The 20,903-nt window shown below is 71.5% G+C and carries 16 protein-coding genes; 4 read left to right on the forward strand and 12 right to left on the reverse strand.

All coding sequences use genetic code 11. From position 1 onward, the window contains the following. Positions 1-12: 12 nt before the first annotated feature. The 6 genes from ACFSJS_RS16070 to ACFSJS_RS16095 all read right to left on the reverse strand — a co-directional run bounded on the left by ACFSJS_RS16070 (position 13) and on the right by ACFSJS_RS16095 (position 7,095). The gene (locus tag ACFSJS_RS16070; protein ID WP_380900853.1) at positions 13-1,425 is read right to left on the reverse strand and encodes a B12-binding domain-containing radical SAM protein; all 1,413 of its coding nucleotides are present in this window, start codon (positions 1,423-1,425) and stop codon (positions 13-15) included. A 68-nt stretch (positions 1,426-1,493) separates the two neighbouring features. Beyond that, a complete protein-coding gene (locus tag ACFSJS_RS16075; RefSeq protein WP_380900855.1) occupies positions 1,494-2,606 on the reverse strand; it encodes an AMP-binding protein in 1,113 nt (370 codons plus the stop codon). Between the two features lie 29 nt (positions 2,607-2,635). Continuing rightward, positions 2,636-4,024, reverse strand: coding sequence for an aldehyde dehydrogenase family protein (locus ACFSJS_RS16080; protein WP_380900857.1), 1,389 nt, complete (start codon positions 4,022-4,024; stop codon positions 2,636-2,638). Positions 4,025-4,093: 69 nt separating this feature from the next. Further along, positions 4,094-4,831, reverse strand: a complete 738-nt coding sequence (locus ACFSJS_RS16085) for an NRDE family protein (protein WP_380900859.1) — start codon at positions 4,829-4,831, stop codon at positions 4,094-4,096. Positions 4,832-4,960: 129 nt separating this feature from the next. After that, positions 4,961-6,379 (reverse strand): asparagine synthase-related protein, encoded by a 1,419-nt coding sequence (locus ACFSJS_RS16090; RefSeq protein WP_380900861.1) that lies wholly within the window; start codon positions 6,377-6,379, stop codon positions 4,961-4,963. 2 nt (positions 6,380-6,381) lie between these two features. Then, positions 6,382-7,095 carry an enoyl-CoA hydratase/isomerase family protein gene (locus ACFSJS_RS16095; RefSeq protein WP_380900863.1) on the reverse strand — a complete coding sequence of 238 codons (714 nt, stop codon included), beginning with the start codon at positions 7,093-7,095 and terminating at the stop codon, positions 6,382-6,384. Between the two features lie 343 nt (positions 7,096-7,438). Between ACFSJS_RS16095 and argJ the strand changes: the two genes are divergently transcribed. The 4 genes from argJ to ACFSJS_RS16115 are packed head-to-tail and all read left to right on the forward strand — an operon-like array spanning position 7,439 to position 12,360. Continuing rightward, entirely contained in the window at positions 7,439-8,584 is a 1,146-nt protein-coding gene (argJ, locus tag ACFSJS_RS16100) for a bifunctional glutamate N-acetyltransferase/amino-acid acetyltransferase ArgJ (RefSeq protein ID WP_380900865.1), read from the forward strand. A gap of 15 nt (positions 8,585-8,599) precedes the next feature. Further along, positions 8,600-9,700: a GNAT family N-acetyltransferase gene (locus ACFSJS_RS16105; protein ID WP_380900867.1), complete on the forward strand. Its 1,101-nt coding sequence runs from the start codon at positions 8,600-8,602 to the stop codon at positions 9,698-9,700. 49 nt (positions 9,701-9,749) lie between these two features. Then, a complete protein-coding gene (locus ACFSJS_RS16110; protein ID WP_380900869.1) occupies positions 9,750-11,015 on the forward strand; it encodes an ATP-grasp domain-containing protein in 1,266 nt (421 codons plus the stop codon). Positions 11,016-11,061: 46 nt separating this feature from the next. Then, positions 11,062-12,360, forward strand: a complete 1,299-nt coding sequence (locus tag ACFSJS_RS16115) for an MFS transporter (RefSeq protein WP_380900871.1) — start codon at positions 11,062-11,064, stop codon at positions 12,358-12,360. Between the two features lie 85 nt (positions 12,361-12,445). On the opposite strand, the gene ACFSJS_RS16120 is transcribed toward ACFSJS_RS16115, so the two are convergent. From ACFSJS_RS16120 to ACFSJS_RS16145, 6 genes are read right to left on the reverse strand one after another with little or no spacing between them, the layout of a single operon-like run. Beyond that, positions 12,446-13,672: an ATP-grasp domain-containing protein gene (locus tag ACFSJS_RS16120; protein ID WP_380900873.1), complete on the reverse strand. Its 1,227-nt coding sequence runs from the start codon at positions 13,670-13,672 to the stop codon at positions 12,446-12,448. 38 nt (positions 13,673-13,710) lie between these two features. After that, positions 13,711-15,339, reverse strand: a complete 1,629-nt coding sequence (locus tag ACFSJS_RS16125) for a class I tRNA ligase family protein (protein WP_380900875.1) — start codon at positions 15,337-15,339, stop codon at positions 13,711-13,713. Positions 15,340-15,348: 9 nt separating this feature from the next. Beyond that, a complete protein-coding gene (locus ACFSJS_RS16130) occupies positions 15,349-16,452 on the reverse strand; it encodes an FAD-dependent oxidoreductase (RefSeq protein WP_380900877.1) in 1,104 nt (367 codons plus the stop codon). Beyond that, a complete protein-coding gene (locus ACFSJS_RS16135) occupies positions 16,453-16,818 on the reverse strand; it encodes a cupin domain-containing protein (RefSeq protein WP_380900879.1) in 366 nt (121 codons plus the stop codon). It abuts the gene before it with no gap. Further along, a complete protein-coding gene (locus tag ACFSJS_RS16140; protein ID WP_380900881.1) occupies positions 16,815-18,068 on the reverse strand; it encodes a lysine N(6)-hydroxylase/L-ornithine N(5)-oxygenase family protein in 1,254 nt (417 codons plus the stop codon). The genes ACFSJS_RS16135 and ACFSJS_RS16140 overlap by 4 nt, the downstream gene beginning before the upstream one ends. Beyond that, positions 18,061-20,598, reverse strand: a complete 2,538-nt coding sequence (locus ACFSJS_RS16145) for an ATP-grasp domain-containing protein (protein ID WP_380900883.1) — start codon at positions 20,596-20,598, stop codon at positions 18,061-18,063. The genes ACFSJS_RS16140 and ACFSJS_RS16145 overlap by 8 nt, the downstream gene beginning before the upstream one ends. Between the last annotated feature and the right edge of the window lie 305 nt (positions 20,599-20,903).

Here is a 20,903-nt window from a genome sequence, read left to right on the forward strand (position 1 = left end):
CAGGCCGGGCGGCTATCGGCGAAGCTCCGGTTCGGGCAGCGGAGCGCCGCCGGAGGGCGGGGAAGGCTCCTGGAACCCGCCGCTGCGGACAGCTTGGACCATCCGGTTGAAGGAGTCGTTGTCGGAGTAGTAGAACACCGACGGATCACTCGTCTCCTCACCGTCTCCGCGCGATCCGGCCGCGACGAGCAGCCGGGCGAGCCGGTCGTAGAAGCGGTCCCGCGGGAGCCGTGTCCGGAAGAGCGAGTGGTAGCAGTCGAACAGCTCGGGGTCGTCGTCGACGAGTTGGTCGCGGACCTCGTCGTAGAGGTCGGTGCCGGGCAGGGGGGTCAGCACGGAGAAGCTGGGCATGTCCACACCGAGTTCCTCGACGGTGCGGCTCAACCGGTCGAAGTCCGCCTCGTCCCAGGAGGGGTGCACGATGAAATTGGCCCGGACCTTCACTCCCAGGCTGTGGAACAGGTCGAGCGCCTCTCGTGTCTGACGGGCGCTGGTGCCCTTGTGGTACCCGTTCAGTTCGTCGTCCGTCATGGACTCGGCTCCGACGAGTACGGAATCCAGTCCTATCTCCGCCCAGCGGGCGATCACGTCCGGACGGCGGAGCGCCGTGTCAGTGCGTACGTACATGTGGTAGCGGCGGTCCAGTTTCGCCTGGTCGATCGCGTCTGCCAGTTCGAGCATGCGGGCGGGCTGGATGAAGGCCTCGTCGTCCACGACGTACAGGTTCCGCTGCTCGATTTCCTCCAGCTCGCTCACCACGCGCTCGGCCTCCTTGACCAGGTAGCGCCGGTCGGTTATCCGCCAGAGCGAGCAGAAGTGGCATTGGTAGGGGCAGCCCGCGCTGAACCGGACCAGCGCCACGGGGTTGTAGAGGGAGTGGAAGTAGGAGTTCCGGTGCCGGGCCAGCAGGGATCGGTCCGGGCGCGGCAGCGAGTTCAAGGTGGCCGGTTCCGGTTTGACGGTCCGGCGCAGTTCCGATCTGGCCTCGTACGGTGTCAGCCCGGTCACCGGTTCCACCGGGGTGCCGCGCTCGAGGTGGCCGATCAGTGTGAGCAGCGGGTCGGCTCCTTCGCCGGCTATCACGTAGTCGGCCGCGAAGCCGTCCGTCCATTCGCGGGAGACGGTCACGTGGTGGCCTCCGAGCACCACGGGGACATTCGGCCACAGTCGTTTGGCCTCGTGGCTCGCCCGTCGGCTGACTGGCACGTTGGTGGTGTAGGGAACCGCGATCCCGACGAGGTCGGGCGGCTCGTTCGCCTCGGCGTACTCCCGCAGCGGGGGGTCGAGCCTGAGATCGTGGATGGTGACGTCGTGGTGCGCGCGCAGCGCACCGGCCAGATACTCCAACGGCAGGGGCTCGCAGCGGCTGAGTTCGTCGCTCAGAACCGCACGCTCGTTGCGCGGCCACACCAGGAGTATTCGCATGGGCACTTCCCCCTTCAGTCCGGCGGACCGCTGCCGGGATCCGCCGTGGCGAATTGTCTGCGCGTTCCTCAGTACACGCCTTCGACCCTGCCCGACTCGGTGAACTCGGGGCTGTAGGGGTCACCGATCCAGGCCCAGGGATGCGTCTCGGCGGCCGTTCCGTACGGGCGTACACGACGTGCCCGGTCCCGTTCCCGGAAGCCGGGGATCAACTGGTCGTCGGTGAGCCGCCAGACCCTCACCCACCCTTCCTCGCCGTACTCCACGTCGGTCCCGTCCTCGTCCACCACGTCCAGGAGGATGTGCGGGGAGGCGGGGATGTAGACCACCCGGTGGTCGTCCTCGGGCTCGAAGGGTTTCTGCCAGCTGACGCCGGTGGTCGAGGTGCCGTACATCCCGACGACGGGAACGCCGGGGAACACTTCTTCCCGCAGGATCCGGTGGGACTCCGGCTCCAGGGTGGTTCCCGCGTGGACGATGGCCCGGAGTCCCGGGAGGAGGGACGGCTCCAGGTACTCGGGCAGCATCTCCAGCAGGCGGGAGGTGCAGAACAGAACATCGATGTCCTGCGAGCGGACGATGGCCTCGGTCTGGTCCCAGATGTGCCGGACGTACCGGTCGGCGGACGCGGTCATCCCTTCTTCACCGAACACTTTGACGATGCGGGGGTCGAGGTCGATGGAGAAGCAGCGACCGCCCCGGCGCTCCGCGTACGAGACCACGAGGCGGCCCGTCGTGTGCGGTCCCATGGGGCCCATGAAGAGCCAGTTCCCGCCGCGCTCGACTCCGTGCAGGTCGAGGAAGTAGTCGGACCAGTCCAGTACGTTCCGCCAGTAGGTGGAGCCCCAGGTGCCGTGCTTGGGCACGCCGGTGGTGCCGCCGGTCTGCGCCGCCCACAGGAACTCTTCCCGGGCGAGGACGTCGCGGGGGATGAAGTCCTCCACCGGGCGTCGGCGCACCGCCTCCTCGTACCGCGCCTGGTCCTCGGCGTCCCGCAGGGCGACGAGTTCCATCGCGTCGGCGAGTCCGCCGACCTTCTCGTAGGCGTTCGCGCCCAGTTCGCGGTCGCGCTCCAGCCAGAACGGCGAGCCCGTCTCCGGGTGGAAGTGCCGGCGGACGACGCGGCGGACGTGGTCGTCGTCGACTGCGTGGAGAGGAGAGGGCGTCGCGGGTCGGGGCACGGGAATCTCCTTCGGGTGCGTGTCGTCCCTCACGGGAGGAGGGCTTTCTTCTGGAACAGGAAGTCGGCGAGGTAGCCCTCCTGCGGGTCGACCGGGTCGTAGCCCCTGTCGAACATGTCTCCGCCGAAGACCTTGGTGATGGTGGGCTCCTGGGCGAGCGTCCTGGCCACGTCGGGGTGTTCTCCCACGACCGAGACGATCAGGGAGTGCGAGCACGCCCTGCCCAGTCGGTTCCGGTCCACCCGCGCCACGGCGGTGAAGGGGAAGGGCAGTTCGGTGCGGAACAGTGGGGAGTCGGCGTCGGTGAGGAGAACGGTGGGGCGCAGGAAGGCGGCACCGTCGATCTCGACAAGCAGCGGGGTGCCGCTGTGCCGAGCGGTCACGTCGACGGCGCCGGCCGCCACTTCGCGCTTGATGTGGCGTACCAGGGCGTGCAGTCGGTCGCGGTCGGGGAAGGCGGGGACCCGCGCCCGTGGTGACGTCAGAGGCAGGACGGGGTGGTCGTCGAACGCCTCGGCCAGGCGGGTGGCGGCCGATTCGGCGTCTCCCACGACGGCGAGCGAGCTGACGTTGGTGCACAGCCGGCCGGACCCCTGGAAGGCGAGGCGTGCCAGGCGGGTCCATGTCTCCGGAGCGGGGTCGTCGTCGAGCAGTACGGCCTTGCTCCGGCCGAAGTGGTAGGTCTTCAGGCGCGACGGTTCCAGCGGAGGAGCGTTCTCGCCGGGCCAGACGACCTGGTCGGCGAGGCGGACCCAGGTCTCGGCGTCGCCGTGGCACAGGGAGACGGCTCCGTCGGGCAGCCCGGCTCTGTACAGGGCGGATGCGAAGATCGCGGCGGTGAACGGGTCGCGTTCGGAGGTGTTGACGAGGGTGGGGCGTCGGGCGGCGAGGGTTTGAAGCCACTCGATCTGGATGGTCGGGAAGTTGCCTGGCACCCGCACCATGCAGGTACGGCCCGCGGGGAGCCATGCCCAGGGGGCCGCGACCTCGCCCGTCCGGTAGGCGGAGACGCTGCCGTCCGGCGATTGGGCCGCCATGATGTCCGCCAGCCGGCGCATGTGCGCGGTCACAGCCGTGATGCCTCGCTCCACCCGGAGTCGCGGCAGGCCAGTGGTGTCCGAGATCGCGCGGACGGTCTCGGAGAGCTCGCCGGTCGACAGTTCGCGCTCGATCAGGTCGGCGGCCCGCCGGAAGTAGCCGAACCAGGTGTCGTCGTCGATTTCCCGCAGTTCGCCGGCGACGGCCTCGGCCATCCGCGCTCCCTTGGCGAGCAGGAGTCTGTTCGGCCGGGCCACCTCCGCGACGATCTCACCGCCGCATCCGCTCAGCGGTGTGCGGCGCGTACCCGGATGTTTCTCACGGCCCGTCCAGACGGGCGATTCGAGTACGGCACGGGGCCGGAGCTTCTCCTCAAGCACGGTGGACTTCCGGTGTCGGGGTGGTGGGGAGGACGTCCGGCCGCCGGGCCGGGCGTGGGGGACGGGTGCTCATATCTCGTACCAGCCCTCGTTGTTCCAGGGGTCGGCGGTGAAGTCGAAGCGGACGTGCCGTGTGGACAGGGCGATCAGTGATGCGGAGACGGATCGGTGGGCTCGGCCGGAGACGGTGCGGTCGACAAGGGGGCTGCGCGGATCGCGCTCCGCCGGCACTCCTCGGCCGAGCAGCTCCATCCATCCTTTCCAGGCTGTCTCCGGAGGGGCGCCGGGCCGCGGATCGATGTCCGGGGCGTCGTTCAACGCCCGCAGCACTCCCACGGCACGGTCGTGGCCCTTGTCGTCGAGGCCGTGGAACGTGAGGACGTGGTCGCCCGGTGGGACCTTCCGGTGGGTCAGCTCCCGCCGGTTCCAGCTCCACAGGCAGGCGTCGGCGGGGCCGCAGACCAGAAGGTGGAAACCGCCCATGGCGAGCAGGTCCGGCATCCTCGGCGGAAGCGTTCCGGTCAGGGCGCGCAGCGGGCACAGGCCGCGGCTGGCTCGGGTGCCGGGCGGTGCGGGGGCGGCGGCCTCCGCGCCGTTGACCAGCACGGCCACCTGCGGACCGTTCGGGTCGAGGGCGAGCCAGGTCCCCCCGGCGGCGAGATCAAGGCCGCCCACGAGGCCATGGTGGGGGGCGTCCCAGTGGCGTCCCGGGGGCTTCCAGGCACGGTCCGTGAATTCGTCGCGCACGGCGCCGAGGAGCAGCGGGGATCGCTCCCCGTGTCGGAGTCTGAAGAAGACGGTGCACACGTCCGGTCGTTCCCTTTCGCGCTCGTTCCGTGTTCGTCTGCCACGGAGCGTCCCGACGTGCTCGCGAGGCCGGGCCCGGGGGCCTTCTCGGCGGTTCGCCGAGGGCCGGGGATGTTCAGGGTCGGAGGGCTACCGTGCTCGGACCCTCCGCACGGCGCGTTCGAGGATCGGCCAGGGGTCCACGGGTTCCAGTTCGCCGTCGGCGGCCCGCTCCAGAAGTTCGGCGAAGCAGGCCCGGTACAGAAGGTCGCGCCGGGGGACGCCGGTCTCCTTCTCCAGACGGCGCGCCACTCCCTGTTGCAGGCCGCCGCCGTGGTGGACGGCGATCTTCCTGCGCCAGGCGATCGGCCTGGGCACCCGGGCCGCCATGGCGGTGCGCAGGTGGAACTTCTCCCGCCCTTCCCTGACCTTGCACTCGGGGGCGGTCTCCAAGGCGACGCGCATCACCGGCCAGGACCAGAAGGGGTGGTGCACGGTGGTGCCGTAGGCCAGCGGCATGCGGTTGGACAGTTCGTTGCTCAGCCGGGTGCGGTCCACCGCGGCCAGGACCTGGGCGATCAGCTCGTCTCGGTGACGGTAGGGCCGGTAGAGCCCGGCGTTGATCAGGTCGCTCCCGTAGCCGGTCAGAAGGACCCGGTCGGCTGGAACGGCCGCCAGGCGGTGCACGGAGGTGGCCGTCAGCGCGACCTCCACGGTCTCGGAGTCGACGCTGCCCAGCCAGCGGACGGCCTCCGGGATGGAGGCGATGATCTCGTCCTCGGTCACGTGGACGGGCTTCAGGTCGACGCCCAGCTCCGCGCAGAGTTCGGCCGCGTCGTCCAGCTCGTCGCCCCATGGCGTGGCCACGCTGTAGGGGGTGACCGGCAGCCCGCCGGTCACGGCGAGGTAGGTGACGGTGCCGGAGTCGATGCCGCCGGACAGCAGCGTGGCATAGCGGGTGCCGTTCGGCGCGGTCGTGTGGATCCTGGCGATCTCCGCGGTCAGCGCGTCGAGTTGGGCTTCACCGGCGGCCGATGGATCGTCGCGGTGCGGTGTGTGGAAGTCGCTCAGCGGATCGTGCTCGTCGGCCGTCTCCGTGAGCCAGCCGGTGCGGCCTCGGCGAGTGCGCGAGACGCTGCCGTGGCGCAGGCGGTCGACACCCCGCAGGAGCGTGCCGTGTCCGTGTGCGGGTGGGTCGCCGGTGAGTTCGACGTCCAGTCCGAGGGCGGGTAACACGAGGGGGGCCAGCAGCAGGTCCGTGAAGTACGCGAAACGGCCTCGTAAGCGGTTGGCCGCGTAGTAGACCGGATCCTCGTTGAGGGCCGAGACCCGCACCGTGACCGCTTCCGCGTCGATGCACAGGGTCGAGGTGAAAGCGGTGGCGGGTGCGTACGGGCCCGGCGTCAGGGTGCGCACGTCGAGGGTGACGGACGGAGCGTCCGGCAAGGCCGCCCCCTCGGGCCCGCGGTGGTACACCTGTAGGTCGCCCAGGTCGGTGTGGTGCGACAGCGGGGTGAGGTCCGTGACGGGCGTGTTGGCGACGACGCACCACTTGCTCAGCGGTGCCATGGTCAGGCCTTTCCGATGACGCGCCGCATGCGTTCCTGTGCCTCGCCCGTCGAGAACGCGGTGCGGTGGGATCGCTTGCCCTCCTCGCGTATTCGCCGCAGGCCCTGCACGAAGGGGCCGTTCACACGCGGGCGTGTCGACTGCACCGCCGCCGTGGTGTAGGAGGCGATGCGTCGGCCCGTGTCCAGCGCGCGGTCCAGCAGGGCTTCGGGGGTGGTCACTTCGTGCAGGAGCCGGTCGTTGAGCGCGCGTTCGGCCGACCACTCGCCGGCGGTGTAGAGCATGTCCTGCATCACGCTGCGTCCGGCCACCGCTTCGAGCAGGTAGCCGCCGAAGTTGCAGGCGATGCCGACGCGGAACTCCGGCATCACGAGTTTGGCGGAGCTGCTGCCGATGCGCAGGTCGCAGCAGAGTGCGATCTGCAGGCCGACGCCGATGGCGTAGCCGTCGATGGCGGCCACGACGGGCTTGGACACCCCGGCTATGGTGCTGTACAGGTCGGTGATGTCGTCGATCCAGGCGTCGACCTCGTCGCCGCCGTGGAACTCCGACACCTCGTTGAAGTCGCCTCCGGCGCCGAAGGAACGGCCCGGGCCGCCGTACAGCACCACGCAGGCGACGTCGCCGTTGGCCTCCAGGTCCAGCATCAGCCGCGTCAGCTCGCGCATGCGCGCGCTGCTGAACGGATTCTGCTCGTGTGCCCTGGAGAACTCCACCAGAGCCACTTCTCCCGGAAGGACCTCGCACCTCATGCTCGCCGCCGTGGTGTTGACCGCTGACACGCAACCTCCCGGAACAGGGCGTCGGAACCGGATCGCCGCTTCGAGGGCGATGCATGATTATGCAGTGACAGAGTGCAGGGCGCGGTCGCCGGAGGCCAATAGGCGTCTCAAGTAATGGAAAACGTAGGCTTGTTCCTGCTCTGTTTCTCGCCAATCAAGAACTCGCCTGGACAACATGTGCGATACTCTGCATCATCATGCAGTGAGGGCAGCACCGTCCGGAAGGTGGATCCGCTGCTCGGCGAGAGAGGAACCTCGGCCAGTGCAGGTAGGGAACATGGCTCCGCGAGGCTTTCGCGGTGTGTCGAGGAACATGGGGCTCAAGGACGTCGAGGACGACTTCACGGCCGTCATCTCCGAGGTGCCCGCCCGTTCCGCGGCGGTCTTCACCCGGTCCCGGTTCTCGGGTCCCAGCGTCGTCCTCAGCCGTGCGGCCGCGTCCCGGCACAGCGGTCGCGGCATGGTCGTACTGGCCCGCAACGCGAACGTCGCGACCGGACGCGCCGGAGCCGAGCACGCCGCGGAGGTGCGCCGCCGAGTCGCCGAGATCGTGGGCATCGACCCCGAGGACCTGGTCATCGCCTCCACCGGGGTGATCGGCCGCCCCTACCCGATGGAGAGCATCCGGGCCGGACTCGACGCGCTGGCCTGGCCGTTCCCCGAGGCGGACTTCGTCGCGTCGGCCAAGGCCATGATGACGACCGACACCCGTCCCAAGTGCTTCTCGGTGCGGTGCGGCCAGGCCGTCATCACCGGCATCGCCAAGGGCGTGGGCATGATCGAGCCGAACATGGCCACGCTGCTGACGTTCTTCTTCACCGACGCGGACGTGCCGGCCGACGAGTTGGACGCAGTGTTCCGGCGTGTGGTGGACCGGACCTTCAACGCGCTCAGCATCGACACGGACACCTCCACCAGCGACACCGCGGCGGTCTTCGCCAACGGGCTGGCCGGTGCCGTCGACCCGGTCGCTTTCGAGGCGGCGCTGTACGAGTGCGCCTTGCACCTGGTGCGGGACATCGCCTCGGACGGCGAGGGCGCCGGCAAGCTGATCGAGGTCCGGGTCACCGGCGCCCGTGACGACGCCCAGGCCAAGCGGGTGGGCAAGAGCGTCGTCAACTCCCCACTCGTCAAGACCGCCGTGCACGGCAGCGATCCGAACTGGGGCCGCGTGGCCATGGCCATCGGCAAGCTCGACCAGGAGACGGACATCGAGCCGAACCGGGTCCGCATCCGGTTCGGCGACCTTGTGATGTACCCCGAGGAGCCCGACGACGCCCTGCTCGAGGAGGCCGCCGCGTACCTCTCCGGGGACGAGGTGGTCATCGGGGTCGAGTTGGGCATCGCCGACGGGGCGTTCACCGTCTACGGCTGTGACCTCACCGAGGGCTACGTGAAGATCAACGCCGACTACACCACCTGACGAGGACGGGCGCACATGGGTTTCTCCCCGTTACGGCTCGATCGCGTCCACACCGTGGAGCGCGCCGCGGACCTGCCCCGTCGGGAGTGGGACGCCCTGGCCCGCCCGTCCGATGTGTTCCTGACGACCCGCTGGCTCGACGTGGTGGAGAACACCGCGGGCGTCCCCATGGCGTACCTGTGGACCGAGCGCGACGGTGTGCCGGTCGCGGCCCTGGCCACCGCGTCGGCCACCGCGTCGGTCCCCTGGACGCTGGGTCGGCCCGATGTGGTCCTGCGCAACAGCGCCGAGGCCGGCCTGCCGGGAGCGGCCGGTTTCCTGGCGGGCCTGGGCGGGGACGCGACCACGGCGCTGATGCCCTCCGTGGTGGCCGGCGGCCGGCACGTGGGCAACACACGGATCCTGTACGGGGCGCGGGCCACCGACGAAGACCTGGAGGCGCTGGTCACCGCCGCCGAGGCACGGGCGCGTGACCTGGGAGCGGCCAGTGTCGCCTTCCTCTATCTGGACGAGACCGACCGCCGGCTGGCCGCGGTGCTGGGCGCGCGCGGCTACGCGGGCTGCGTCTCGGGCCGCCACAGTTCCCTGAGCGTCCCCGCGGACGGGTTCGACGGGTACCTGGCGTCCCTGCCGCGCAAGCGGCGGGTGTCGGTCGCCGCCGAGCGCCGCAGGCTCCGTGAGGCGGGTGTCGACGTCCGCCTCGAATCCCTCGACGGTGCCGACCTGCCGCGCTTCGCGGCACTGGAGGCGGAACTGCTGCGCAAGTACGGCATCGAGTGGCGCGCCGACCAGTCCCTACCGCAGTTGCGGCAGGTGCGCGACCGCTTCGGCGACGACGCGTTCGCGGTCGTCGCCCGGGACGGCGGGGAGATCCGCGGCTTCGGACTGATCCTGCGCCACGGCGGCCACTGGTACGCGCGGCAGACCGGCTACGACTACGCCTACCAGCGGCGCACCGGGCTTCCCCTGTACTTCGAGCTGCTCTACTACCGGCTGGTGGAGGAAGCCGCCGCCGCAGGTGTCCCCGTCATCCACTACGGGCTGGGCAGCGAGGACACCAAGCGCTCGCGCGGCTGCACCGCGACGGACCAGTACTGCCTCCTGCTGCGGTTGTGATCCGGGCCCCGGCTTCCCGGATCGGAGGAACATCACGGAAGGGAGCGGCGTGCTGCGCGGCAGACATCCCCGGAGTGTGTTCGCCGTCGTCGAGAGCAACCTGGGGCCCTTCGGGCTCGCCCCGCTGCGGGCGGCCCGGGAGCAGGGCCTGCGGACGGCCTTCGTCACCGGCGACGTCACCCGGTACACCCCCGACGCCCGGGCCCGGGAGGCGCTCACGGCCTGCGTCGACGACCTGATCGAGGCGGACACCCACGACAGCGCCGCCGTGGTGGCCGCCCTGAACGGGGCCTACGGCGAAGGCGGGTTGCGAGGGGTCTACTCCACCACCGACTACAGCGTCCCGGTCGTCGCCGAGGCCGCCCGAGCCCTGGGTCTTCCCGGGCTCTCCCCGTCCGCGGCGCACGTCGCGCGCAACAAGCTGAGCACCCGGCGCGCCGCCGAGCGGGCGCGCGTGCCCGTGCCCGCCTGGGCCTGGGCCCGCACCGAGGACGAGGCGGTGACCGCCGCGCGGCGCATCGGCACGCCCTGCGTCGTCAAACCGATGACCGAAGCGGGAAGTGTGGGCGTCAGACTGTGCCGCACGGAGCGGGAGGTGGCGGCGCACTTCCGTGTCATCGCCTCCGAGCCCACCGACTACCGCGGCGGCCGGCGTCCGCCGGGCGTCCTGGTCGAGGAGTACCTGGTCGGCTACGAGGTGAGCGTGGAGTCGGTGACCGTCGACGGCGGGCGCACCGTGATCGGGGTGACGGACAAGGCGTTGGGGCCGCACCCGCACTTCGTCGAACTCGGCGAGACCTTCCCCTCCATCCTTCCGGCAGACGTCCAGGAGGAGTGCGTCGGCATTGCGCTCGCCGCTCTGGACGCGGTGGGGCACGACTTCGGCGCCGCACACGTCGAGATCAAGATGACCGCGGCGGGGCCCAGGCTCGTCGAGGTCAACGCCCGCGTACCCGGCGCCCAGATCACCCGGCTCGTCCGCGAGAGCACGGGAATGGACCTGCAACACGAGATGGTGCGCCTGCACACCGGGCAGACGCCGAACCTGCGCAGACGGCGGTCGGGGGCGGCCGCGTCCCGTTACCTCACCGCGTCCCGCGCCGGTACGGTGCGCGCGCTCCACGGCGCCGACCTGGCCCGGCGCAGCCCCGGGGTCGTGCTGGTGGACCTGTACGCGGCGGAGGGGGCGACGGTGCGGGAGGCCCGGGACAACGTCGACGTGTTGGGGAGCGTCGTCACCGTGGGCCGGGACGGCGGGGAAGCGGCGCGTCGAGCCGACGCCGCGGTGGGGCAGTTGGGAATCGAGGTGGAGTGATGGCCGGCGACGCACCTGCCGGGGGTCTCGTCCCGCGAGCCGTGCCGTGAGCCGCGCGGAGGCCGGGAACGAACGGCACCGCGCGGCCGTCTCCGGCGGCATCCTCCCACGCGGTCCGGGAGTCGGCTGGTTCGGCGCGGCGGGCTTCGTCAACGCCCTGGGCACAGGGTTCTTCTATCCGTTCTCCCTGCTCTTCTTCACCGGGGTGTCCGGCCTTCCCATGAGCACCGTGGGCGTGGTCCTGACCGCCACCGCCCTGGCCGCCCTGCCGGGCCTGTTCGCCGTCGGAAGGCTCGTGGACCGGTTCGGGCCACGCTCGGTGATCATCGTGTCGGCCCTGGTGCGCGGCGGCTGCTTCGTCGGTTTCGTCTCGATGCCGGGCCTCGTCCCGTTGGCGCTCTGCAGTGTCGTCCTGGCCCTCGGCAATCGTGCCGAGCAGGCGGCGGCCCCGCTCCTGGCGGTCGGGCTGGCCGCCGAAGGCCAGGGCAGCCGGTGGCTCGCCCTGTCCCGGGTGGTCTTCAACGCCGGGGTGGGGGCGGGAGCGCTGCTGGCCGGACTCCTGATCGTCGACACGGCGTCGGGTTTCGTCCTCCTCGGCGTGATCAACGCCGCCGGCTTCCTGCTGGCCGCGGTTCTCTACTTCAAGGTGCCCGCGGCCGTGGCCGACCGCCGGAGCGCTGCCCGCCGGCCGTCGAGGCGACACGACCGCCCCTGGCGCGACCTGCTCTTCCTGCGGGTGGCCGGCGCCAACGCCCTGCTGTGGATGGCCGCGCTCGTCATGGAGAGCGCACTGCCGGTCTTCGTCCTGCGGGAGCTCGACCTGCCGTCGTGGACGGTCGGCGCCCTGTTCGCGGTCAACACCGCGTTGCTCGTCCTGCTCCAGCTACCGGTGAGCCGCGTGCTGGACCGCTTCCGGCCGGGCCCGGTGCTCGCGTTCGGCGGCTTGTCGTACATCGTGCTGTACGTGGGGGCGGCGCTGGCCTCGTCCGCTCCGCAGCACGTCCGGTCGGCCGTCCTGATCGGTGCCATGGCGGTCTACACCCTGGGGGAGATGGCGGTGTCCCAGGCGGGTCTGGTGCTTCTGACGGGGATTCCGCCGAAGCGGTCGCAGGGCTCGTACCTGGCCTTCAACCAGGTGTTCATCGGTACGGCCACCGCGTTCGTCCCCCTGATCTCGACCAGCGCGCTGGAGAGCCGGCCCGCCGTACTGTGGTGGGTCCTCACGGGCGTGAGCGTGACGGCCGCCGCCTTGGCCGTACGGTGCCGGCCGCGGGGGGACGGGGAGGCCGGCGCGCCGGGCGGCGGGGGCGGCGCTTCCGAGCAGCGCCGCGGAACGACGGTCTGAGCGGCGCCCCGTCGTTCCCGTCGCGGCCCCGCGGGGGGCCGCCGACGGGCCCCTGGCCCGCGGTGTCCGGCGCCGTGGGGGAGCCTCAGCCCGCCGGCTCCGCCTTGTAGGTGTACTCGGCCATGACGCGGCGCGCCGCCGCCCGGACGCTCCGCTCGTCCGGGCCGGTCAGCCGGAATCGGCCGGGAACGTGGAAGTAGCCCCCGGTCCCGTCGAACACCTCGCCGACGGCGGGCAGCACCTCCGCGTACACCTGGGGCACCACGGACGCCATCGACGTACACGACACGATCCGGCTCGGCAGCCGGGTGGGCTCCGGGAACACGACCCACCCGACGGTGACGGAGTCGGGGAAGCGGCTCCCCTCGGTCTCGAGCGGTAGGCCGACCGAACTGCGGAAGGTCTCGGTCATCAGGTCGATGCCGTGGAAGTCGCGGTGCACGAAGGGCACTTCCGCACCGCCGGGGCGCAGTCCCACCTCCAGGAAGAGGAGCTCTCCGGTGGGGCGGCGGATCACCTCCAGGTGGAAGCAGCCGTCCTTCAGCCCCAGCGCGGTGACGCACTCGACCGCGAAGTCGGCGATGCGCGTGCGCAGCGGCCCGGGGTCGAGGACGACCGATCCGAGCGGCAGCCCCCGGGCGAAGTCCAACGGGGTGTTGGCGTAGCCGGAGACGCTCATGAAGTGCCTCCGTCCTCCGGAGAGCACCCCGTCCGCGTGGTAGATCTCGTTGGAGACGTACTCCTCGCACTCGTGGGAGTCCGGTTCGGTCAGCGCGGCCAGTTCGGCCGCCAGGACCTCGCGGTCGTGGATGACGCGCACCCCGGCGGACCCCGCCCCGGAGCGCGGTTTGAGGACGACGGGCAGCCCGACCGCCGCCTCCACCTCGGCGACCGAGGAATCGGGACCGACCGGCACGAACCGGGGCACCGGAACACCGGCCGCGGACAGGCGCCGCTTCATCTCGACCTTGTCCTTGAAGCCCCGCACCAGGTCGTGTGATGGTCCGGGAACCCCCAGGGAGTCCCGGACCGCGGCGGCGGTCAGCACGTCGTACTCCGAGAGTCCGGCCACTCCGTCGAACGCCCCGTACCGCCCGGCCAGTTCCCGTGCCGCCCGGAGGACGGCGTCGACCGTCAGGGACGGCACCACCGCGACCCGTCCCGGATCGGTCGCTTCCAGGGCGGCCACACAGTCGGACGGGGTGACGTAGGAGAGGTCGCAGGCGTGCCCGGCGCAGTGGCGGGCGTGGTCGGCGTCCTCGTCGTCGTAGCGGTTGATCACCAGGTAGTGCGCGCGGTCGGCAGGGGACATGTGTGCTCTTCCGTCGGCTTCTCGGTCGGCGTTCCCGCTCAGCGGAGCGAGGCGGGCAGGCAGGGGGCGAAATCGGCTTCGGAGACGGGGTGGAACCATCGCGCGTACGCGCCGGGCGACGGTGGTGTCGTGTCGGTGAAGTCCGCGGTGTTCGGTTCGCCGTGGGCGCCCAGGCGGTGCCACAGGTCGGTGCAGTAGTCCGGCATCAGGGGGTGGCCGAGCAGGGCGACGCCCTTCAACCACCAGTAGTGCCAGTCGGGGGTGTCGCCGCCGTCGGCGAAGGCGTCGATCCACGAGTCGAGCACCGCGCAGGTCTCGACCAGACGGACGGTCGGCCCGTCCAGCGCGCGCTCCATCCGTTCCAGCCGGTCGTTCAGCGCGGTCAGTACGCGCCCGGGGAGGGGGCCGGGGACTTCGGGACGGGACTTCCACGCCGCCTCGACCCGGCTCTCCAGTTCCCCGGCCAGCCGGCCGTTGACGTGGGCGAGGAACTCCCTGACCACGAAGTCGGTCTGCCGTGTCTCCGGACTGACCAGGGCGAGGTAGTGGCGTGTGGCGTCCACCGGAAGTCCGGGCACGCGGGCGACGGTCGAGGCACGGATCGCGTGCTTTCTGCTGGTGGAGAACTTCTCGCCCTCCAGTAGATGGAACTCGTTGATCAGGCAGCGGTCGTACGGCCTGGTGTCGCCGTGTACGAGGGCGACGGCGTTGATGCACAGCACGGTCGGCACGATGTTGTCGCTGCCGAGGCTGGTCACGGTCACCACGTCCGACAAGGGGGAGAAGGAGTTGGCCTCGGCTCCGATCCGCCGCCGGTGCAGCTCGCCCATGAGCCGCGCGAACATGAAGCATCCGGCGTACGAGAACAGCGAGGCCGGGACGGGGCCGTGGCCCGGGTGTCCGGGCAGGTGCCCGGGCAGCGGCATGCCCCAGCGCTCGGGCACCGACAGCCGGAAACCGCCGCCGCACCGGCGCACCAGCGCACGGACCGTGTCGCGGTGGCGCTCCGCGAGGTCCAGCCGGTCGAACTCGGTCTCCAGTTCGGCGGGCGTCACGGTGCGGACGAAGAGGGATTCGACGTCCCGCCACTCCCAGTGCTCCTCGTCCTCGGCGAACCGGGCCCGGGGACCGGTGATCTCCTCGGGACGGAAATGAGCGCCGCACTCCTCGCAGAAGTAGCCGGCCACCTCGGCCCCGCAGTCGGGGCAGCCGCCCAGGAGCAGAGGTCCGATGACGAACCGGCCGCCGCCGGGGTCGTAGGGCATGCGTTCGGTGCGGGTGACGATCGCGCCCCGCTCCCGCAGGCGGCGCACACAGGAGTCGATCTCCTCGCGGAACTCGGTGTGCCAGGGCTCCTCCACGGGGTCGACGAAGGTGTCGATCCCGATGCGCAACGCCTCCAGGTCCGTGCGTATCTCGCGGTGGTAGTGGGAGGCGACCGTCATCGGGTCGGTGCCGCTCGTCCTGGCCTTCATCGCCACCCACGGTTCGTAGGCGTCGGTTCCGGTCATCACGACCGGCAGGTCGCCGCGCAGGCGCAGGAAGCGGGCCAGCACGTCGGTGCGGAGGAAGGGGCCCGCGATGTGACCGAGGTGGAGCGGCCCGTTGGGGGTCGGTTCCGAGGGAGCCAGCAGGTAGTGCCGGGGCACTCGTCGGGTGGAGAGCAAGCGGGTCTCCTAACGGAAGTCGAGAAGGTCGAGGGCGCGGTCGGCGATGGCCGGGGCGAGCCGGAATCCGGAGCCCGCCCCGCCGGTCGCCAGGACCGCGTCGTTCCGGCCGTCCAGGGGGACCGTGAGCGGACGGAAGTCGGGCGCGTAGACGTCCGCTCCCACCCGGCCGCCGACGACGTCGCCGCGGAAGCCCGGCAGGTGGTCGCCGCGGACGGCGTCCAGCTCGGCCCGGTCCGGACCGGTGGCGTACAACTCGGTGCGGCCGGGAGGGCAGTCCCAGTGGGTGCTGGTGATGCTGCACCACCAGTCCGTCCCGCCCCCCGCAGCGGGCAGCAGGAAGGCGTCCGGCTCGTCGACGACCAACAGTGGCCGGGGGCCCGCCGGCTCCGTGCCGCGGCCGGGAGGTGTGGCCCGCAGCCGGTAGGCGACGATCTTCTTGGTGCGGGCCCCGTGCCGTCGGGCGGTCCGCGCGAACGGCCCGTGCAGCGCCCAGGCTCCCGGCGCCGCCAGCACCTTGCGGGCTCGCAGCTCGCCGCCGTCCTCCGCCACGAGGCGCCACCCGTCGGGGCAGGGCAGGACGGCTCGTACGGTGAAGCCCTCGACCAGGGCGTTGCCGGGGCGCCCGGTCAGCGGGGCCAGTAGCTGCCGCACCGCGGCGGCCGGCTCCACCACCCGGGCGGGAGCCGAGCGCAGCAGCACCGTGCCCGGGGCCGCCGGCAGTGGGCCGAACGGCTCCGCCAGACGCGCCTTCTCCCCGGGGTCGCAGGGCGTCAGCCGGTCGCCGACCAGTTGCCCGTCGGCGGCGGCGACCCCGTCCTCGGGGACCAGCCAGTACGTCGGAACCCGCCGGCCGCGCAGTGCCGGGGCGACCTGCTCCAGCAGCGTCGACAGCCGGAGGCTCCTGGCGGCCAGGGAACGCTGCTCGGCCGTCCGGCCCGCGGGAATGTCGACGGCGAGCGAGAGGTCGGTCGAGCCGTCGTGCGCCGTGCCGGAGCAGACCGCCAGCAGGGACGCGTCCGGGCGTCTCGCCGCGGCCAGGGCGACCGCCGTGGCGCCGATGATCCCCGTGCCGATCACCGCCAGGTCGTGGATCCGTTCGGCGGCACCCATCTACGGCTGCCACCACAGCGACACGACGGTCATCTCCTCCGGTCCGGCGTGGAGTCGGTGGACCTCGCCGCCGGGCAGGGCGACCAGCGCGCCGGGCCCGACGACGTGCTCGCGATCGCCGCAGCGGACCCGGCCGTGCCCGCTCTGCACCAGCCACATCTCGTGCGATTGGTGGCTGTCGGGCGGTGTGGCCGATCCGGCGGGAACGGTGAACACGGCCAGGTTCACCGGCAGCCGCCCGACAGCCGTGAGGACTTCGGCGGCGTCCAGGTCGGCGTCGCGGCCAAAGGTGCCGGTCTCATCGGTCTCGGGAGGCAGGAACCGCAGCAGCACGGAACGTCCGGATGGGGTGGGCTGGGCCGTCACGGGGTCACACTTCCCTTCGGGCGGGTGCCGGTCGCGTCGCGGATGCTGTCGAGGATCACCTTGCTGCGCCAGGCCACCAGGCTGAGGTTGGGATCGGCGACGCCGAAGGCGTGCCGGGCGCCGTTCTGGAGGTAGATGCGGTGTTCGTCGGGTCCGTCCCACTCCACGGAGAAGTCCTCGCGGACCACGGGCGCTCCGTCGGCCATGCGCAGCCGGGGGGCCAGCGGGGCGGTGCACGGCGCCGGGTGCTGTTCGTAGCCGGTGGCCAGCACCACGGCGTCGGCGTCCAGCGAGGTCACCGAGTCCACCGATTTGAGGGTCAGTCGGTAGCCGTCGTCCACGGCGGCGGCCCCGACCACCTCGTAGCCCGGCAGCAGGTCGATGAAGCCGGTCCGGCCCTCCACGTGGGTGGCGAGGTAGATCCGCTGGTAGATCTCGGCGAGCAGTGATTCGCTGATGCCGTCGGAGGTGTACCTGCGCTCCCGCAGCAGGACCGTGCGTTCGGCGGGTGAGCGGCCGAAGAACTCGCGCGCCGCCTCCGGGTGGTACAGGTGGTTGGCGAAGGCGGACTCGTCCAGCGGGACGAAGCCCGGTCTGCGGCTCACCCAGGCGATGTGCTCCGCGGTGCCGGCGGCCAGCAGGTGGCGGACGATCTCGGCACCGCTCTGGCCTCCGCCGACCACGGCCACCCGCCGCCCCGGCAGGACCGCCTCGTGCCGCAGGAAGTTCTCGGCGTGGAAGACGCGCTCCCCCAGGTGCTCGCGGAACACGGCGGGGACGGCCGGTGTGCCGCCGGTGCCCAGCACCAGGTGCCGTCCCCGGAAGGCGCCGTGGTCGGTGAGTGCTTCGAAGTGGTCGCCGCGGAAGTGCACCTCGCGCACCTCGTGGCCGAACCGGACGGTCGGCAGGCGCCGCGCCGCCCAGGCGAGGTACTCGTTGTACTCCGCCCGGTGCACCGCGGGGAACCGGGCGCTGAGGAAGTCGTAGAACCGCCCGGTGGAGACCAGGAACGACGGGAAGGAGTAGTCGCTGGTGGGGTCCACGGGCGTGACGAGGTCCTTCAGCGGCGATATCTGGATCACCGCGCCGGGGAGCAGCAGACCGGGGTGCCAGGCGAATTCCCGCTGCCGTTCCAGGTGGATCCCGCGCAGTCCGGGCACCGCCTCGGCCTGCGCGGCCAGGCTGAGGTTGGCCGGTCCGGCGCCGATCGCCACGTAGTCCGTCACCTCGGGATCCGGTGTCTCAGGCATGTGTGTCCCCCGCGGGGTTGACCTGTAAGGTCTCGTCGATGCGCCGCCGCAGTTCTGTCGCGGCCTCGTGCGATTCGGCGGTGAAGACGGCCCAGCCGATCCGGCAGCGGAAGTCCGTCGGCGGGTGGATCGGGTCGCCGGGTGCGAGGTCGATCCGGGCCTGGCGGACTCCGGGGAGCGCCAGGACGTCGGCCAGTCCGGCGGCGCCGGTGAACCGGTCGGCGTCGGGCGCGGTGAAGAAGTGGATGCCCGCGACCGGCGCGGCCGGGGTGAGCGTCCCGGCCGCTTCCGGAGTCTCGCCCAGCAGGGCGGCGAGCCACACACGGGCCAGGTCGACGCCCCGGGCCAGCTTCACCAGATCGGTGATCCGGTCCCCGCCCATCCGGGCCCCGATCTCGACCAGCACCGGCCCGTGCTCGGTGATCCGCACCTCGCAGTGGAAGGGTCCGACGGTCAGCTCGACGGCGCGGACCACGTCCTCGACGTAGGCGCCGATCTCCTCCTCCAGCCCGGCAGGCAGCGGAGCGGGCACGGTGTGCCCCAGCTCGACGAAGTGGGGCTCCGGGCCGAGGATCTTCTCGGTGACGGCCACCACCGTCGCCCGCCCGTCGAGCACGTACCCCTCGACGCTGTACTCGGGACCCGCCAGGTACTCCTCGACCAGTGCCCTCTCCCCCATCGGGCGGCCGAGGTCGATGAAGGAGTCACCGCTCAACCTCTGGTAGGCCGCGGCGAGTTCGGCCGGGTTGCGGGCGAGTGTCACATGGAGGCTGCCGGACTGGTCGACGGGCTTGAGCACGCACGGGAACCCGACGTGCTCGCCGGCCTTCGGCAGTTGTTCCGCGTCCGTCACCTCGATGAACCGCGGGCAGCGCAGCCCGGCCGCGGCGACCGCCTCGCGCATCCGCGCCTTGTCCCGTACCCGGTCCACCACGGCCACGTCGAGGCCGCGCAGGCCGAGGTCCGCGGCGATCCGTGCGGCTGCCGGCACGTACACGTCGCAGCCGGGGAAGACCGCCGACACCGGTTTGCGCGCGTGCAGTTCGCGCACCGCCGACAACAGCGCCGCGGAGTCGTTGGTCTCCACGGTCACCGATTCCTCGATCCGGTCGCGCAGTTCTTCCGGAATGGTCCGGTCCGCCGTGTCGGCGCTGGCGATGACGACCCGATGGCCCTGGCGGAGCGCCTCCTGCGCCAGCAGCGCGCCTCCGGAGACCGCTTCGACCACCAGGACGCGTGGTGGGGACGTGGGTGAGGGCGTGAGTGGTTCGGGCATGTCGACCACGGGTGGTGTGTCCTTCCGGAGAGGTTCCACAGTGACGGTGCCGCCCCGGGCCTGGCCGGGATCCGTCCCGCCGGCCGTCGAGGAGGCGAGGGCGGGGCGCCGAGAGGCTCTTGTGAGCGACGGCGACAGCACCAGCGTGAGCAGCAGCGCCCCGACGGCCGCGATCTGCAGCACGAGGCTCGGACTCGCGTGCTGTCCGAGCACTGCCAAGGTGGCGCCGGCCAGTGGCACGGGGGCGACGGCCAGCAGGCCGAAGACGGTGACGGTGCTGCCGAAGACCTCTGTCGGCACCCGCTCGGCCCTGCTGGTGCGCATGTACACGCTGAACAACGAGTCGAGGGCGAGGAACACCCCGAGACAGGCTCCGAAGAGGGTCATGGTGGGTGCGAGGGTCAGGGCCAGGCAGGCTCCGCCCGAGGCCAGCGCCGTACCGATGCCGTACCACGCCAGTCCGAAGCGCCGGATCAGGTACGGGGCGGCCCCGACCACCACGACGGAGACGACGCCCGCGGCGGAGTAGACGAAGCTCAGTCCGCTGGCGGAGACTCCGAAGGCCGTCGAGACCAGCTCCGCGGCGCTGCCGGTGACGAGGCCGAGCAGGTAGTTCAGCAGCATGGTCAGGACCACCACCGACCGCAGCAGCGGATCGCCGAGGCTGTGCCGCACGCCCGACAGCAGCCGGACCCGTCCACCGGTGGTCCGCGTGGTGGGCAGGGACCGGTCGAGCAGCAGGCCGGCGGCGTAGCCTGCGCTCGTGGCGAGGACCAGTGCCACGGGCGGCGCGAGCAGCAGCAGGCCGCCGAGTGCCGGGGCGGCGATGATCGCCGCCTGTTCCAGCGCGGTGAGCGCGGACTGGACCCCGGCCGCCCGCTCCGGTGCGGCGAGCAGTTTGCCGGCCTTCTCGCCGGCCACGAACGTCGGCTCGAACAGCACGCCCGCGATCACGGCGAAGGTCAGGACGGCGGGCAGCGCCGACTCCGGCCGGGCCACGATCGCCAGCGAGCAGACCGCACCGACTCCCAGCCGTACCGCGTCGCAGAGTATGAAGACGTGCTTGATGGACAGCCTGTCCAGCAGGGGGCCGGCCCCGGCGAGCGAGACCAGCCGCGGGGTCCACAGCAGAGCGACCGCCGTTCCGGACCAGCTCACGTCGCCGGTCATGCGGTAGCAGAGCAGGGGGGTGCCGAACAGCAGCAGATTGTCGGCCAGCCACCCGACGGTGCGCAGGCTCAGGTACAGGATCATGCCCCGCGCGCCTTCAGTGTCCGATTCCGCCCCCTCGCCGGCTCGTGCGCGGCGAGAGGCGACGGGTGTGAGCGGGGTAACCCCGCCTCGCTGTGGTCGTCTCCCGTGTTCGGATCGGGGGGCGGCACAATCCTCCCGCTCTCCGCCGATCCCCTTGCGCCGCCATGCCTGCTCCCGGCCATACCGCTCCTGAAGTCCGGTGAATCGGATTTCCGCACAGCGCCCCCCCGGGCGGCCTCGCAGCACGCTACCATTTCCGCCGCATCACGGGTTTGTTTCTTGCCATGCGGCGATATCGGGATGCC

It is taken from the genome of Streptomyces desertarenae (assembly GCF_042681365.1).
In the GTDB taxonomy this organism is placed as follows: Bacteria; Actinomycetota; Actinomycetes; order Streptomycetales; family Streptomycetaceae; genus Streptomyces; species Streptomyces desertarenae.